Origin of the sequence: Treponema bryantii (assembly GCF_900113965.1) — a bacterium.
Classification (GTDB): Bacteria; Spirochaetota; Spirochaetia; order Treponematales; family Treponemataceae; genus Treponema_D; species Treponema_D bryantii_A.
Genome location: NZ_FORI01000006.1, coordinates 188690 through 204600 on the forward strand (window position 1 = coordinate 188690; position 15911 = coordinate 204600).

Annotated in this window: 12 protein-coding genes, 2 tRNA genes and 1 riboswitch; all 14 genes read left to right on the forward strand. The window is 39.6% G+C overall.

The window, feature by feature from the left end:
* The first annotated feature begins 2 nt into the window (after positions 1–2).
* The 14 genes from BM161_RS09145 to BM161_RS09210 all read left to right on the forward strand — a co-directional run bounded on the left by BM161_RS09145 (position 3) and on the right by BM161_RS09210 (position 15869).
* On the forward strand, positions 3–2171 hold the full coding sequence (locus tag BM161_RS09145) for an energy-coupling factor transporter ATPase (protein WP_074931992.1): 2169 nt from the start codon (positions 3–5) through the stop codon (positions 2169–2171).
* Positions 2168–2749, forward strand: a complete 582-nt coding sequence (locus BM161_RS09150; RefSeq protein ID WP_074931995.1) for an NUDIX hydrolase — start codon at positions 2168–2170, stop codon at positions 2747–2749. The genes BM161_RS09145 and BM161_RS09150 overlap by 4 nt, the downstream gene beginning before the upstream one ends.
* Before the next feature lie 48 nt (positions 2750–2797).
* A complete protein-coding gene (locus BM161_RS09155) occupies positions 2798–3292 on the forward strand; it encodes a hypothetical protein (RefSeq protein ID WP_074931998.1) in 495 nt (164 codons plus the stop codon).
* Between the two features lie 341 nt (positions 3293–3633).
* Positions 3634–3705: transfer RNA gene (locus BM161_RS09160), tRNA-Cys, on the forward strand.
* 128 nt (positions 3706–3833) lie between these two features.
* Positions 3834–3952, forward strand: a riboswitch (glycine riboswitch).
* 77 nt (positions 3953–4029) lie between these two features.
* The gene (locus BM161_RS09165; protein ID WP_074932001.1) at positions 4030–5448 is read left to right on the forward strand and encodes an alanine/glycine:cation symporter family protein; all 1419 of its coding nucleotides are present in this window, start codon (positions 4030–4032) and stop codon (positions 5446–5448) included.
* Between the two features lie 140 nt (positions 5449–5588).
* A complete protein-coding gene (locus tag BM161_RS09170; protein WP_074932003.1) occupies positions 5589–7559 on the forward strand; it encodes a hypothetical protein in 1971 nt (656 codons plus the stop codon).
* 87 nt (positions 7560–7646) lie between these two features.
* On the forward strand, positions 7647–8705 hold the full coding sequence (locus BM161_RS09175; RefSeq protein WP_074932006.1) for a glycosyltransferase family 2 protein: 1059 nt from the start codon (positions 7647–7649) through the stop codon (positions 8703–8705).
* Between the two features lie 69 nt (positions 8706–8774).
* Positions 8775–10427 carry a hypothetical protein gene (locus BM161_RS09180; RefSeq protein ID WP_074932008.1) on the forward strand — a complete coding sequence of 551 codons (1653 nt, stop codon included), beginning with the start codon at positions 8775–8777 and terminating at the stop codon, positions 10425–10427.
* A 74-nt stretch (positions 10428–10501) separates the two neighbouring features.
* A complete protein-coding gene (gene prs, locus BM161_RS09185; RefSeq protein WP_074932010.1) occupies positions 10502–11740 on the forward strand; it encodes a ribose-phosphate diphosphokinase in 1239 nt (412 codons plus the stop codon).
* Complete coding sequence (locus tag BM161_RS09190; RefSeq protein WP_074932013.1) at positions 11740–12894, forward strand: hypothetical protein; 1155 nt, start codon at positions 11740–11742, stop codon at positions 12892–12894. Before prs ends, BM161_RS09190 begins: the two co-directional genes overlap by 1 nt.
* Positions 12881–13531, forward strand: a complete 651-nt coding sequence (locus tag BM161_RS09195) for an HAD family hydrolase (RefSeq protein ID WP_074932016.1) — start codon at positions 12881–12883, stop codon at positions 13529–13531. Before BM161_RS09190 ends, BM161_RS09195 begins: the two co-directional genes overlap by 14 nt.
* A gap of 11 nt (positions 13532–13542) precedes the next feature.
* Complete coding sequence (locus tag BM161_RS09200) at positions 13543–14382, forward strand: MBL fold metallo-hydrolase (RefSeq protein WP_074932019.1); 840 nt, start codon at positions 13543–13545, stop codon at positions 14380–14382.
* Positions 14383–14457: 75 nt separating this feature from the next.
* Positions 14458–14533 (forward strand) — tRNA-Arg (locus BM161_RS09205).
* A 25-nt stretch (positions 14534–14558) separates the two neighbouring features.
* Positions 14559–15869 (forward strand): cyclic nucleotide-binding domain-containing protein, encoded by a 1311-nt coding sequence (locus BM161_RS09210; protein ID WP_074932022.1) that lies wholly within the window; start codon positions 14559–14561, stop codon positions 15867–15869.
* The last annotated feature ends 42 nt before the right edge of the window (positions 15870–15911 follow it).

Below are 15911 nucleotides of genomic sequence, written 5' to 3' on the forward strand. Positions count from 1 at the left end.
AATTGAGCGTAATTACAGTTAAAAATCTGAATTTTAAATATCCGCAGAATGATAAAGCGGCCCTTTCCAATGTCTCGTTTGGCATTGAAAAGGGCTCTTATGTTGCTATAGTCGGTTATAACGGCTGCGGCAAAAGTACACTCGCACGTCTTATCTGCGGCCTTGAAGTACCAGATTCTGGTACAATCGAAATCGAAGAAAACAACAGAATTGGAATTGTTTTTCAGTCTCCAAAAGATCAGCTGGTAAGCGGAATTGTTTCGCGCGACACAGCCTTTGGTGCTCAGAACCTTGGCCTTAGTGAAGGCGAGGTTGAGCTTCGCGTAATTGAATCCTTGAACATTGTAGATATGCTGGACAGGGCGGGCTCTTCAACTTCTGCCTTGTCTCTTGGTCAGACTCAGAAGGTAGCCTTGAGCGGCGTGCTTGCTTTGCGTCCGGAGATTCTGATTTTAGATGAAGCAGTTTCTATGTTAGACCCGGAGTCTCGTAAAGAGATTCTGGAGTTTTTGCGCTACTGGCATAAGTGCGGTAATACCATTATTCAGATTACTCATGACATGGAAGTTCTTTCCGATGCAGACTGTGTAATTGGAATAGAAGAGGGCCAGGTATTTTATTACGGAACTCAGAAGGCCTTTTTAAGCAATGAAGAAAATGTAAAAAGAATCTGCGGTGAACCTTTGCCTCCCCGGTGGTTGAGTAGCCCAGAGGGCGTATCGAAACCATCGTTAGAAGATGTCGCACTTAAGCTGGAAAACGTATCGTACACTCATGACGCTGTCCACGGCGTATTCAATATAAATCTCTCCTTCCCCCGCGGCACTCTCACAGCCCTTACCGGTCCTTCCGGCGCGGGTAAATCTACACTGCTTGAAATCTGTTCGGGGCTGGCAATTCCTCAGGAAGGTAGTGTTTACTGTTCAAGTTCGCAACGCCCGGTTCTTGCCCAGCAAAATGCTCAGGCGGCGCTTTTTGAACCTTTTGCTGCAGACGATGTTGCCTTTGGACCTCGTAACAGCGGCATGAGTGGTAAGCCTCTTGTAGAACGCGTAAAGCAGTCTATGAATGCAGCAGCAATTCCTTTTGAACAGTTTGGTGAGCGTCGTACTTTTGAGCTTTCCGGCGGTGAACAGAGAAGACTTTCCATTGCAGGAATTCTTGCAATGGATTCAGATGTAATTTTATTTGATGAACCAACAGCAGGCCTGGACAGCCGAACCCGTAACGAAGTAATGGCAATGTTCCGCCGCCTTACAGACGAAGGAAAAACAGTAATCTTCAGCACTCACAAACGCGACGAAGCAGACTTTGCCGATCGCGAAATTGTAATCAAAGAGGGCACGGTGGTTGAGTGTCGCGAATCACCGGTGGTTGAGTGCGCTGCGGAGCAGCGCGTATCGAAACCGCAATCAAATGCGTTATCGGAACTTACCCCATCCGACTCCGCCACTCTCATCTCAGGTTTGAAAAAACTTTCTATGGGGCTCTCGCGTTCACAACGAAGAAAAACATCTCCTGTAGAAAAACTTTCTCCGGCTTTAAGAATTGTTTTGTTCTTTGCGCTTTTTGTTTTTTCTCTGGCAGTACGTCCGCTCTGGCTTTGTGCAGTTGCCTTAGTGGTGGGCGCGGTTTATGGACTTCTCTGCGGCTTTTCTCTGCGCCGCCTTCTTTCGGCCAGTCTTAAGATTCTGCCGTTCCTGCTTTTCTTCAGCATCTTCCAGATGATTTTCCATCCGGCTCTTCCAGGAGAAACTCACTTTACCGAATGGCGCTGGTTTATGGTAACTCCATCAAAACTGCTTTTCTGCCTTGCTGCAATTTTGCGAACAGACGCATCGCTTGCATGTATTTCGGGCTTTTTTGTTTCTACTCCAGAGTACGATCTTATGGACGGTCTCAACGTTTTACTCACACCGCTTCGTCTCTGCCGTGTTCCGGTTCGTTATTTAATTCTGATAATCGAAATCATCTTCAGATTTATTCCACTGCTTGTTGATGAAGCGGTTTCTATTTTGAAGACCCAGACAATAAGAGGCGGGCTTGGAAACGTAAAAGGCAAAATGGCAAAAATCCGCGCAGTAGTTCCGCTGATTGTTCCTCTTGTAATTCAGGCAATCAAACGTTCAGAAGCTCTGGCAGATGCAATCACAATGAGGTGTTTTAAATGACAAAACAGATAAACGGTTTCAAAAATGATTTTAAGTTATGCCCGATGTGCGGCAGTAAAAAAATCGAAAATCACGGAAACAGAAAATGGATCTGCCCGGACTGCGGCTTTGATCTTTACAACAATGTTGCTTCTGCAGTTGGTGTTGTGATTTATGATAAATACGATAATGTGCTTTTTGAAGTGCGTGCTAAAGAACCTCGCAAAGGCTTTATTGCCGTGCCGGGCGGTTTTGTAGATTTTGAAGAAAGTGCCGAAGAGGCCGTAGTCCGCGAATGCCGCGAAGAAATTGGTGTTCCTGTTGAAGGCGCTCACTTTCTCTGCACCGCTCCGAATACATATGAGTACAAAGGCATTGAATATAAAACCTGCGACATCTTCTTTACAGCAGCCCTACCACCTCAGTATGATTCAATAAACGATTTTATAAAAAGCCTCAAAGCTGAGGAGAGTGAGGTGGTTGCTTTTGAAGCAAGAAAGATTTCGTCAGAAGAAGATATAGAAAATCTGCCATTAGCTTTTGAGAGTGCCCGTCACACTTTAAAACGCTGGTTACAAAAACACCCGGTGGTTGAGTAGACGCGTAGCGTCGTATCGAAACCATAATAAAAATCGTAAGGAAAATATATGACTAAAACCATTCTGTTCACAATCATCCCCGCAGCCCTCATGCTCATAATTACAGTGAGTATGCCTTTCTACAGAGTAAAACTCATGAACGAGGCCGGCACAAAACGACTGGCGCTCGCCAAAAAAAGAGCTTTCCTTTCTTATTTTACTTCCGGTATAGCATTACTGTTACTGCTTCTCGCAATGAAACAGGATTTTGGAAAATTCAATTTCGTAATTCCCTATGGCGCCGTTCTCGCCCTTTATGTATCAATTAGAGAAAGTACCCTTTATCCAATAAACGGAGTCTACGAAAATCTTATTATAGTTGGCTCCGAAATCCTAAGATACAAAGACATAGAAAAAATCCTATCTGCTGAAGAAACCACCCACCCAGATTATGTCCTAATGATAAAACCCAAAAACAAAGACAAACCCCGCCAGCTAATCTTCGACAACGCCAACGAAGCCTCCGAAGTCAAAAAGCTTTTGGAAGAAAAAATGAATGTTTAATATATAGAATTATTAGGGAGTGAAAAGAATCTCAGATCAGTCTAAAAAAATATATTCTTGCGTGGAGTTATAAAAACTTAAAGAGAATTTGGCGCAAGGAAGCGGATTTGTGGGGCAAAATGACTTTGTGTGTGGCTGCCGCGAGAGCGGCAGTATAATAGTTTCTTTACCACACACAACGTCAAGCGCATTATTGCGCGTTTTTGACCTGCAAATACGCGCCCGGAAGCCAATTGACGCGGATAATTTATTCCACTTATGCTGATATATATTTTTTTAGATGTGTACTGAACCTATTGACAATCCATATTATCTTCTATATATTAAACATACATTTTTTCGGTGTGGTACCCAAGCGGTAAGGGACTGGTCTGCAAAACCATCATTGGTAGGTTCGACTCCTATCCACACCTCTGAAAGAACTTCTTCGGAAGTTCTTTTTTTTTGCCCGCAGCAATCTCCATAGGGAAATCCCCCGTCTTGACCCTAAATCCGCCATAAGATATTATTAATATGTTATTTCTGCAACGTGATTTGTATGAAATAATTCTCTGGAGAGTTCCTGCATTCCCGCAGGACGCCGAAGGGTTAGGAAAAAAGTGTGTATATTCCTGCAGACTGGCTTCTGATATCTCAGGCATAAAGGACGGAGTCATTTAAAGACGTTCTGTTTACTCTTTGGAGAGCTGCGAACTTTTAGTTCCGGCTCTTATTTTTTTTAAAGGATAAACAAAAAAATGTTTGAACAAATCCTTAACACAATTGATGACATTGTATGGGGAATCCCTACAATTGCTCTTATTCTGGTAACTGGTATCGTAATGACAATTGCCACACGCGGTATTCAGTTTACAAAGCTTGGCCGTGCTTTCAAAAGCATCTTCAAAGAAAACGAAGGTAAGGGAGAGCTTTCTGGCTTCTCTGCTCTTTGTACTGCACTTTCTGCAACTATCGGTACTGGTAACATTGTAGGTGTTGCTACTGCTATTCTTGCCGGTGGTCCTGGTGCTCTCTTCTGGATGTGGGTTGCAGCTCTCCTTGGAACTGCTACAAAGTATGCTGAGTGTATGCTTTCTATTAAATACCGCGAGGTTAAGGAAGATGGTCACGTTCTTGGTGGACCATTCTATGTAATCGAAAAGGGTATGGGTAAAAACTGGAAGTGGCTTGCTATTCTGTTTGCTATTTTCGGAACTCTCGTAGGTCTTTTTGGTATCGGTACATTTACTCAGGTAAACGGTATTTGTGGTGCAGTTCAGAACGCATTCGATGCAAATAAAGAACATATTGCTTTCACACTTTTTGGAAATGATTATACATGGGCTACAGTAATCGGTGGTGCAGTAATCACAATTGCTACAGCTCTCGTTGTAATTGGTGGTCTGAAACGTATCTCTAAGGTTGCAGAAAAGGTAGTTCCTGTAATGGCTATCATCTATGTATTCCTTGGTGTTTCTGTAATCATCATGAACGCTACAAGAGTACCAGCTGCTTTCGCTCTTATCTTCAAGGGTGCATTCGGTGTTGATACTGGTGTTAAGGCAATTGCAGGTGCTGCTGCCGGAACAATCATCCGCATGGCTATGCAGAAGGGTATTGCCCGCGGTATCTTCTCTAATGAGGCTGGCCTTGGATCTGCTCCAATCGCCGCTGCTGCCGTTCAGACAGAAGAGCCTGTTGAGCAGGGTATGGTAAACATGACTGGTACAGTAATTGATACTCTTATCATCTGTACAATGACTGGTCTTTCAATCGTTCTTGCTGGTGGTGATGTATGGAACTCTGGTGCAACTGGAGCTGCTCTTACTTCACGCGCTTTCTCTGCAATCCTCGGCGGTGACAACATTTCTGTTCAGTTCCTTCTCATGCTCTGTCTCGTATTCTTCGCTTTCACAACAATTCTTGGCTGGGACTACTACTCAGAAAAATGTCTTGAATATTTGACTGGCGGAAACATGACTGTAGTTAAGGTTTACCGCTGGCTTTACATCATCGCTGTTGCTATCGGACCTTACATGACAATTTCTGCAGTATGGACTATTGCTGATATCACTAATGGTTTGATGGCTATTCCTAACTGTATCTCTCTGATTGTTTTGAGCGGTCTTGTTGCTAAGGAAACTAAGGCTTACTTTGATAAGTATCCAACTCTCTAATTAACAATTCGGTCATAGAGATTTATAAAGACGTCACTGCGGTAAACGTGGTGACGTTTTTTTATTTGACGAATATTTTTCTACAAGGTTATAATAATAGAATAAAAACACAGCCAATATTCCGTAATAAGGAGAAGTCAATGAAATTAAAGATTTCAGGATTGCTTTTGGTTGCTGCTTTATTGTTTGTTTCTTGCGGTAGTGCTACTCAAAGCGGCGAGGGCTCTATTACTTTAGATGCCGGTAAGGTTGCAAGATATCTTGGTCGTAGTATTACAGCTTCACAAGTTGTTAATTCATCTATCAACTTTAGTATTTCCGAAACAGATTACAAGTCTCTTGTTTCTTATGGAATGATAATCAAGGTTTCGACTTCTGGTGATTATTCTGAAAGTGTTGAAAAGCAATATACTAAGAAATTGGACGAGTGTGAGACAGAAGAAGAGATTTCTGCTGCAATGGAAGAGTTTTACGGTAATGCGTCGGGCTCTCCTGTTACCATAGAAGGCATTCCTATTGGTTCAAGAATCCGTGTAAATGTAAAACTAACCTTTGGTGAGATTTTAGATGAAGAAACTTTCCGTAAAATAATGCGTGAAAATGGTCTTCCTGAATCATACATAGAAACTGCCTTAGAATCTATGCGCAAACAAGTAGAAGAGAGTCAAATCTCCATAGACGGTTCTTCCGAACTATTTGTTGTAAAATCTGGGGTTAATCGTATAACCATAAAAGTGAATGGAGACGCAGGTTTTGGATTTGATAATGAAGATGATGACGGAAATATAAACATTGTTTTATATACAAAAATAAGTGGAGCAAATAGTGGAAATGGGCTTTTTGTATATACTATGATTGATGACCAACTTTCTAATGGTAATCAATATATAAATGGTGACTTTGTAGATTTTGGTACAACAAATGATGGTTATGTATATTATATAGTAAAAGAAAGCTCTCGTAATTATCTATATAGAGTTAATCCACAAACAGAGCCTACACCGTATTATGTAACCAATAATATAACATCAAATTCACCAGGTATATATGTTGAAGAATCGAAAGATGTTGTGTTCTTTGGTGCACTTGATGAAAATTATTATTACATAGAAGACTGGCCATTATCTATCCCTGCGTTGACTATTAATCGAGTGGTAAAAGATACCAATGGAGACAATTATGAGTTTTGTTGGGATGGCGACGAAGATATTGATCCTGAAAACGGAGTTCAAGAATTTAGTAATATCTTTGATTTTGCAGTTAAGCTTGGAGAAAAAACAGAAACGGAAAACAATGGCCTAAAAACAGTTGTCTATAATGATTCAGCTATTTATATGGCGGCTTTGTTACGTACAGGAGATGAATGGAGTGGATATACATGCAATATTGGTATAATCAAACTTCCTATGACATATACAATAAATCAAATTTCGACAAGTGAAATCGATACAACAATGATTATGGATAATGAAAATTTATCTTTCATTTATCTATCTAATGCCGGAGTAACATTACCATATGATGGATATAGTTCAAATTATTATACAGTGACTGATATGTATGTTACTGGGAATGAATTATATGTGTTAGTTTCAAGCAATACAATGATGCCTACGGAAGAGGGACCTGTTGAGTCGTATCCTTATGATTTTCCTGTTTATTCATTTGGATCTATTGTAAAAGTCAATCTTTCGAATTTTTCAAATTCTGGAGTTACGCAGTATGGTTGTCCCGGAATAACGGAAATTCAAATGCCTCAAATAGATCAATATGATGGAACTGAAACTGGAAATATAATCAATTTTCAGATAAGACAGCCAGTTTCAGAGTTTGCAAATACCTTATTTAATCCAAGAAAAATTATTGCAGTAAAACCAAAGGATCTTGTAATTGCTGATGATGGAATTATTTACTATAAGGATAATAATGATTTTTGCTATAGAAATATCGATAGAATGGTTGTTTTTTCTAAAAGAACATCTGAGTTAAAGGCATATACCTTAAATACAAGTGAAGTTATTCAGTTTGAAAAGAATGATACATCTGATATAACTTTTTCTATTCAAGGAACAGGTTATGCTTCTGGAGCACCTTGCCAATACAGACCATAATTAAAATCCATCAAATGGGCGGGTGCTTTTAGTATCCCGCCTTTTTTTTTCTTGTAATTTTTCAAGTGCGAAGTAAAATTAATATAGATGAACAAGAAAAAGAAAAGAATTGATATATCTGTTTGCATTCCGGTTTATAACACTGAAAGGTATCTTTCGCAGTGTCTGGATAGTATTATAGCACAAAATTTTGAAGGCATGGTTGAAGTGCTTGTTTTAAGTGATGCGAGTCCAGGAAAGGATGATCAAGGGCGTAGTGCAGAAAAAATTGTAAAGGAATTTAAGAAGAAGGTACGAAATAAGTTTAGACTGACAGGATCTTCGTTTGGAGTAACAAAGAGGGCTTTTGTGTCAACTATTTCAGTTCGCTATTTACAGAATTCTCAGACCCTTGCACTTATTGAAACCAGACGTAGGTTGGTGAATGAAGCGAGTGGACAATATATTTATATGCTTGATTCTGATGATTTTTTGCCTCAGGGTGCTCTTGCAGTTCTTTATAAGACAGCAGTTGTAAATGATACAGATATTGTTCAAGGGGACTGTTTTACTCTGGATGCAGAAGGAAAAAAACATGTTGAGAGTAGTAATGAGTTTCATCCTTATGAAGGTAAATTAGAAGGAAAAGATATATTTGAAGGTTGTTTTCTAGTACATAAATATCGCCCAGTTATTACAGCAAAGTTAATTCGATTGGATGTGTACCAAAAAGCTTTTACAGAAATTCCTTATATACGAGTGCATATGGCAGAAGAAGTGATTCAATATTTTTTTATTGCATTGCTTTCTAAGAAGTATGTTGGAATAAAAGAGCCGGTATATAATTACAGAATTGGTGTCGGCATTACGACAAGAAATATTTTTGATATTGAAGAGTGGCGTAAAATTTGTTCAACTGCATCTGTAATTACAGCGCTTTATGCTTGGGTTGAAGAAAAGAAACTAGTAACGGGAAATAATCCTCTTGATGAAGAAGAGATGACTGCCTTACAAAAAATTGCAAAAGCGTATTGCATAGATAATGTAAAACAGTTGCGAAATAATGTTGTACCAGATCTTTACGACGATGCTCATAAAATGCTCTGTGATTACTGGGGTGAAGAAGCTGTTAAAAATACTGAAGAATTCTTAGATAGAAATAAATAATTGTCAGTTTGACGGAAATATGCGGGGGGGGTATAATAGAAGAAAGTTGTTCTAAAGGTGATGAGTTTAATGAAAAAGCACGTTTCTATTGTAATTTTTTTATTTTCACTTTTTCTTTCTTCATGTGGCGGTATTACAGAAACAGGAGAAGGTTCAATTTCTTTTGATGCAGGACAGATAAGCAGGACTCTGACGCGCAATGTGACTGAAGATGAAAAAGATTCATTAATAACTCTGGAGCTTGCTACAATTGGAGATTATGTAACAAGTGTTAAAAAGACCTTTACGCGAAAAGATGAAAATCCTACAGTTACATTAGATAATATTCCTGTTGGTTCACAAATCAGAGTAAAGGTAATTCTTTTTTATGGGCCAGCTGAAAAGCAGAAAATTTTAGAAGGTCTTTCTGATGAGTTTACTGTAATGCGTGGTGAAAACAAAGTTACAGTTAAGCTTAAAGGAAGTGGAAACGGCAATAACGACGAGGAAGTTTCCACAGATATTATTCTTTACAATAAGGTTGATCCTGGTGAAGACCCGAATGTAACTGAAGCAAATTATGCTCTTTACAGATTCAATAATGCTGTTTATTCTGGACAAACAAATCAAACTCCAAAGAATGCTTATTCCCAGAGCTCAAAATTTACAGACTTTGTGGTAGGTTTAGATAATAAGATTTATTATACAAATGGAAGCGACCTTTATTGCGATAATGAAAGAATTGCGGAAATAGCTTTAGATAGTCATTATGATCCTGCATATCCATCAAATATTTGTATATCAGATAATGCCAAGGCTTTATTTTATATGGATGGACAAACTGAATATAGCCTTACTTTTGGTGCTTATGACTTAGAATATGGAGTAAATTCAAATGCTGTAGATTATGATCATTATGATATAACAGAATATACTTGTTATGTTATCAGATATACTGTATCGCTTGTTTATGAAGGGGAAACACAATCTGAAGGAACAGTTGTAAAGACATATAAAGGTTTTCTATATCTTTATTGTGGAACCTTCAATAATAAAAAAACATTTATGAAAGTTCCAATGACGTATGAAAAAATTGTTGATACAAGTGAAAATACAAAAGCTGTTTCAATATCATTCGATGGCGAAGGTCCGGAATATTTTGATTTAGATGATTATTTTCCAGAATTTACGTCTTATGATATGACAGATATGACTATTCAGGATGGAGTTTTGTATGCACTTTTGAATTATAGATCAATTCAAACATCTGCTTCATTTAACAGTGATTTAACAGTCAGTATAAAGAGCGCTATTATTACGATTGATCTTGATGACTTTGGAGCTGGATGTGCTGTTATTGGACAAATGCAAACAAGTTCAGATGAAGATATAATCAATTTGCTGACTTTAGGGACTACTGGTCATTATGGTAAATTTATGCAGCCTGAGAACGAGAACGGTTTATTTGGTTTACAAAAATTTGTAGCTGTAAAACCAAAGAAACTTGTGATGGCGGAAGATGGAATTTTCTTTTATAAAGATGGTGATGAGTATAAATATAAGAATATAAATAGAATCAGGGAGTATGATATAGAACATGATACTTTTGAGACCTATTCATTAAAAACTAATACCCTGATAAATTTTGATAATGAAGAAGAAGGTGATTTAGTATTTAGATATAATACTGGCACTGCTAGTGATGAGTGGCACGATGCTGCAACATTTACAGAAGCCCAGTAGTCGACTTGCCCCACTTCCTAAAAAGCCAATAATCTGATATATTCTAATTATCCCACTATATAAAGAGGTTAGATATGCCTTATACAGAACCAACAAGTCTTGCGATTGTTGCGTGTCCTGGTGGCGAAGCTTTCGCCAATGAAGTCATAACGCACCTTAAACACATGTACAAACACCGCTTCACTTTGAAGAACGATGTATTGTCAAAGCGTTATGAGCTGAGTAAAGAAGAGCTTGTGAACAGAATCAATCTGCAGAATGATTTGCAGACGTCTGATCTGTGCATAAGAGGTGCTACGGATAAGTATAGACCGCCCGTATTCAAAGTAAACGCGCGCTTTACTTATTTTGCCAATGGTGAGGTGAAAACTGAATTGTTGGAAACAGTCCGCGGAAAAGATGTTTTCATTTTCCAGGATGTTGAAAACCATGAGGTGCTTTCACTTAACGGTGGTGCAAACAAAGTTAAGATGACTGTAAATGATCATCTTGTTTCACTACTCGTAACAATTGATGCTGTGCGAATTGCCGGTGCTGAAAAAATCACTCTGGTTGTTCCTGCATATCCATATGCACGTCAGCATAAGAGAAAGGGCCGTGAAGGTCTTACTGCGAGTCTGCTTGCCCACATTTATGAAATGCAGGGTGTGGACAGAATCATCACTCTTGACCTGCATTCCCGTGAAATTGTAAATGCATTCTCATCTTGTAATCTTGATAACCTGCATGCAAGCTATCAGATTATTCGTGAATTGAGTAAGATTGTTGATTTGACTGGTAAAACTGAAGATATGGTAATCGTATCTCCTGATACTGGTGCGATCGATAGAAATAAATTTTATGCCAGCGGTTTGAAGTTGCCGCTCGCTATGATCTATAAAGAGCGCGATTACTCTATTGTAACTCAGGACGCTCATTCTACTAACATTAAGTCTGTTAAGTTGCTTGGTGATGTTAAAGGTAAGGTTGCATTCCTTGCTGATGATATGCTGGGTACTGGTGGAACTTTGCTTAAGGCTATGGAGTTCCTTAAGAACGAAGGTGCTACAAAAGTTATTTGTGCAATTTCGCTCCCATTCTTTACAGGCGATGCTATTAAGAACTTTGATGAAGCTTATGAAAAGGGATTGTTCTACCGCATTATCGGTACTAACGCCGTTTATCACGAAGAGCTTCTTAAACGTGAATGGTATATCAGCACTGATGTAAGCGGTCTGTTTGCAAACGTAATTACCCGCATCCACTACAATCAGTCGCTGAGCGAACTGCTTGATAACCGTAACATTATCGAGAAGGTCGTAAAGCACGAATAATGTCTGACGCCATACTTTGTGTGGACATTGGGACGACCTCGCTTAAGGCGGCTCTTGTAACTGCTGATGGCGAGGTCGCTTCTTTTTGTTCCGTTCCAATTGAAGATTCTCCAAATCCTGCGGGCTCAAAAAACGAGTTTGCCGCAAGCCTCTGGTATGGTGCATTTTATCAGGCTGTGAAGGAACTGAAAAATCAGCTTCCTGTGACCACAATTGAAAAAATTGTGATTTCCGGTAATGGGCCTACTGTTGTTAGTGATAGCGGTTATACGGTTTTCTGGAATGAAGATTTTTCTGATATAGAAATTCCTGATGATGCCGAAGTTCAAAAATCACTTTTTGTGCCAAAGCTTCTTGCTCTGAAAAAACGCGCTCCAAAAATCTATAAAAAATCCCGAAAGATTTTTTCTGGTCCTGAATATCTGATTTATGTTCTTACAGGCGCGGCTGTTACCATATTGCCCGAAGAACGATTTAAGCCTGCATACTGGAATGAACAGGTTTGCAAAACTTGTGGAATTGATTATAAAAAGTTGCCGCCTTTTGTTGGAATAGGGAATGTTTGCGGCACAATGCATAAACAGATTGCAGCAAAACTAAGTTGCTGCGGAACGAATCTCCGTTTTTCACTGAATTGTCAGGTAATCGCCGGTGGTCCTGACTTTATTGTGGCTCTTATTGGAACCGGAACTCTGCGGGCTGGACGCCTTTGCGACCGCTGCGGCAGTTCAGAAGGACTTAATTTTTGTACAGACCGGCCTGTTACCGGAGAAGACCTTAGGACTCTTCCTTCTGTAATTCCGGGGTTATGGAATGTTTCTTATTTGATTCCAGACAGCGGTGAGCTTTCTGAGGAAGAACGCTTGAATGCAGTAGAGAAAGGAATAAATACACTTAAAGCGGCAGCCAGTGCTGCGGGAATCAGTTTTCCTTCAGAAATGGCAGTTACCGGCGGGCAGACGAATGATGAACTTCTGCTTAAAGAAAAAGCTCAGCGCCTTAATATGAAAATTCTTCGTCCCCGCGATAATCACTTTGTTCACAGTGAACTTTTGGGCGATGCCTGTGCCGGCTATTTAAACACCGGAAAGTATAGATCACTTCAGGAAGTGTCTGAGCATATTGTAAAACTGGAGCCTTATGAAAATCTATAAAATCCCGACAGAACTCAAAGCCTTCATTTTTGATATTGACTCAACTCTGTATACAAACCAGGCTTATGCCTTTGAGCAGGTGGACTGTCAGGTTCGCCAGTTTGCCAAAGAGCGTGGAATTACTGCAGACGAAGCACGCCGTATGGTTGCCGACTACCGTAAAAAGTTTGCGGCCGAGCACAACGGAAGTAAGGTGAGTCTTGGTAACACTCTGCTTGCTTTTGGCGTGCCTATTGAGCAGAGCGTTCAGTGGAGACGCGAACTTCTTGAACCTGCAGATTTCCTTGGTCGCGACGAGCAGCTTATTGAAACTCTGAAAATCCTGCAGTCAAAATATAAATTGATTTGTGTTACAAATAATCCGGTTCTTCCTGCCCGTAAAACTCTGGAAGCCATTGGTGTTTCTGAATTCTTCCCAGACATTGTAGGGCTTGATACCTGCTTAAAGTCTAAACCTGCTTTAGAACCTTTCCAGACAGCAGTAGAACGGCTTGGAGAGGGCATAAAGGCCGAAAACTGCCTTGCTGTGGGTGACCGCTACGACATGGATATTGCCTTACCGCTTGAAATGGGCATGGGCGGAATTTTAGTGAGTGGTGTAGAAGAAGTATACCAAATTTCTAAAAGTGTGTTATAATATATAATAGAATGAAAACGCGACCGTTTCTTTCAAACATTGAATTGACAAATGATGGACAGCTTTCTCTCTTTTTCATTGGAACTGGAAATGCCTTTACTAAAACCGCGTTTCAGACAAACCTTCTGCTGATTAAAGGAAAAGAACATCTTTTGATTGATTGCGGAACACTTTGTTCTTATGCGTTTGAAAATCTTTACAATGGAAAGATAACAGATATCAAGAATCTCCTTCTTACTCATCCTCATGCAGACCACATTGGTGGTGTTGAGGAAATGGCGCTTGCTGGTAAATATATTACAAAGCAGAAAATCAATCTGATTATTAATGATGAATTTAAAAAGTTGCTTTGGAATCAGTCTTTGCGCGGTGGTATTCAGTATAGCGAAGAAGGTAAGATGACTTTTGATGATTACTTTGTTCAGATGAAGCCAGCTTTGATTCAGAAAAAGCCTTTTGAGATGTATGAGATTAATGCTTTTAATATGAATCTTAAGCTTTTTAGAACAAAGCACGTTACTACCAGAAAGGATTCATTGAAGAATTCTCAAATATCCTATGGACTGATTATTGATGATAGGATATTATTTACAGCCGACACTCAATTTAATCAACCGCAGTTAAAATTCCTGCTTGAAAAATATCGAAATATTGAAGTTATATTCCACGACTGTGATATTAAAGGTTTTTCACGAGGCGTACACGCTGCCTACGATGAGCTGAGCACCCTGCCTCCTGAGATTCGCGCAAAAACATATCTTTGCCACTATTCTGAGGCGGTAAGCACTATAGACGCTCTTGTAGACGGTTTCGCGGGACTAGCGAAACATTGGGTGTATTACGATTTTTAGGTCCTGTCAAAAGGTAGTGCGTTCGAATCGCGACTTGACCGTGATTATGCGATTCGAATATTGGACTATTTATTCTGACCCCGTAGCTCAGTTGGATAGAGCATCCGCCTCCTAAGCGGAAGGTCGTGCGTTCGAATCGCATCGGAGTCATATATATTTTTAAAACGGAGTTTGTTATGAAAAAGTTGTTGGTGGCTTCAGCTAATCAGGAAGTGCTTGGAGTTGTTAAAAGTGCTTGTTTGAATTATACGGATTATTTTGAACCAATCTTTTGTCCGGAAACTGATGAGGCACTGAGCTTTGTTGATTATGAACTCCCGGAAATCAAAATCCTTGACTTTACATCTGCTGAAATAAACTGTCATGCAATTCTAAAAGCAATCAGTTCTGACCCTTGGCTTCATAACGGTGGAATTATTGCAATTGCATCAAGTCCTTCTGAAGCTCAGAAAATTGAAGATCTTAAGGATCCAAACATTCTGATTGTTCAGACTCTCTATACTTTTAAGCAAAATTTTGACGGACTCTTGCGAAGTCTTATCCGCAATCAGCAGTTCCTTTTTAATCGTGGTATGCAGGACCGCATTGGTTCTGAAGAAAAGGGCTTTTTTGTCTGCGATAATAATCCTATGGATATCCGCCTTTATACCGGCTTCCTTGTAAATTATCTGTACTGTACAAACCGTATTGATGATGACGGCCGTTTTGCCCTTCAGTCTACTTTGATGGAGCTTCTTACAAATGCACTTGAGCACGGTAACTGTGGAATCTCTTATGAAGAAAAATCTGAATGGCTGAACAAAGGTGGAATCATTCTTGATTTGATTGACAAGAAGCTTCGTATGCCTGAATATGCAGACCGCAAAATCCACATTGAATACGAAATTGGAAAAGAAAAATCTACTTTTGTAATTAAGGATGATGGCGAGGGCTTTGACTGGAGATCAAGACTTTCTGATGATACTCCAGGTGTTGAAGAAGCTCACGGTCGTGGAATTGCACTTTCAAAATCTCTTGTTTCTGATTTGCGCTATAACGATAAGGGAAATGAAGTTTCTTTTGATATTCAGAATATCAGAAACGTTTCGAACACAGTTCCTGGAATCATGATTCCGTTTAAGGCTGTTGAATACAAGAAGCACGATATTGTCTGCCGCCAGAATGAGCCTTCTAATGATTTGTACTTTATTGTTTCTGGCCGTTACGGTGTATACGCTAACCGCAAGCTGATTTCGGTGCTTACTCCAAATGATATGTTTATTGGTGAAATGGCCTTTCTTTTGAATGACCGCCGTTCTGCAACAATTATGGCGGCAGAAGATGGAAAGCTGATTCGTATTCCAAAGACTATGTTCTTAAATTTAATAAGGAAGAATCCGCATTACGGACTCTTCCTTTCAAAGCTGCTTGCACAGCGTGTAATCCGACAGAACCGAAGAACTCTTCAACTGTCGGCAGAAATTGCACAGTTGAAAGGGCAGAAATAAAGATGGTTTCGATACACTTCACTTCGTGAAGCACTCAACCAC

Bases quoted from the DNA above. Each gene is read 5' to 3' on its own strand.
- BM161_RS09165 (WP_074932001.1), top strand. From the start codon at position 4,030: ATGTTTGAACAAATCCTTAACACAATTGATGACATTGTATGGGGAATC.
- prs (WP_074932010.1), top strand. From the start codon at position 10,502: ATGCCTTATACAGAACCAACAAGTCTTGCGATTGTTGCGTGTCCTGGT.
- BM161_RS09190 (WP_074932013.1), top strand. From the start codon at position 11,740: ATGTCTGACGCCATACTTTGTGTGGACATTGGGACGACCTCGCTTAAG.
- BM161_RS09150 (WP_074931995.1), top strand. From the start codon at position 2,168: ATGACAAAACAGATAAACGGTTTCAAAAATGATTTTAAGTTATGCCCG.
- BM161_RS09200 (WP_074932019.1), top strand. From the start codon at position 13,543: ATGAAAACGCGACCGTTTCTTTCAAACATTGAATTGACAAATGATGGA.
- BM161_RS09170 (WP_074932003.1), top strand. From the start codon at position 5,589: ATGAAATTAAAGATTTCAGGATTGCTTTTGGTTGCTGCTTTATTGTTT.
- BM161_RS09180 (WP_074932008.1), top strand. From the start codon at position 8,775: ATGAAAAAGCACGTTTCTATTGTAATTTTTTTATTTTCACTTTTTCTT.
- BM161_RS09155 (WP_074931998.1), top strand. From the start codon at position 2,798: ATGACTAAAACCATTCTGTTCACAATCATCCCCGCAGCCCTCATGCTC.
- BM161_RS09210 (WP_074932022.1), top strand. From the start codon at position 14,559: ATGAAAAAGTTGTTGGTGGCTTCAGCTAATCAGGAAGTGCTTGGAGTT.
- BM161_RS09175 (WP_074932006.1), top strand. From the start codon at position 7,647: ATGAACAAGAAAAAGAAAAGAATTGATATATCTGTTTGCATTCCGGTT.
- BM161_RS09195 (WP_074932016.1), top strand. From the start codon at position 12,881: ATGAAAATCTATAAAATCCCGACAGAACTCAAAGCCTTCATTTTTGAT.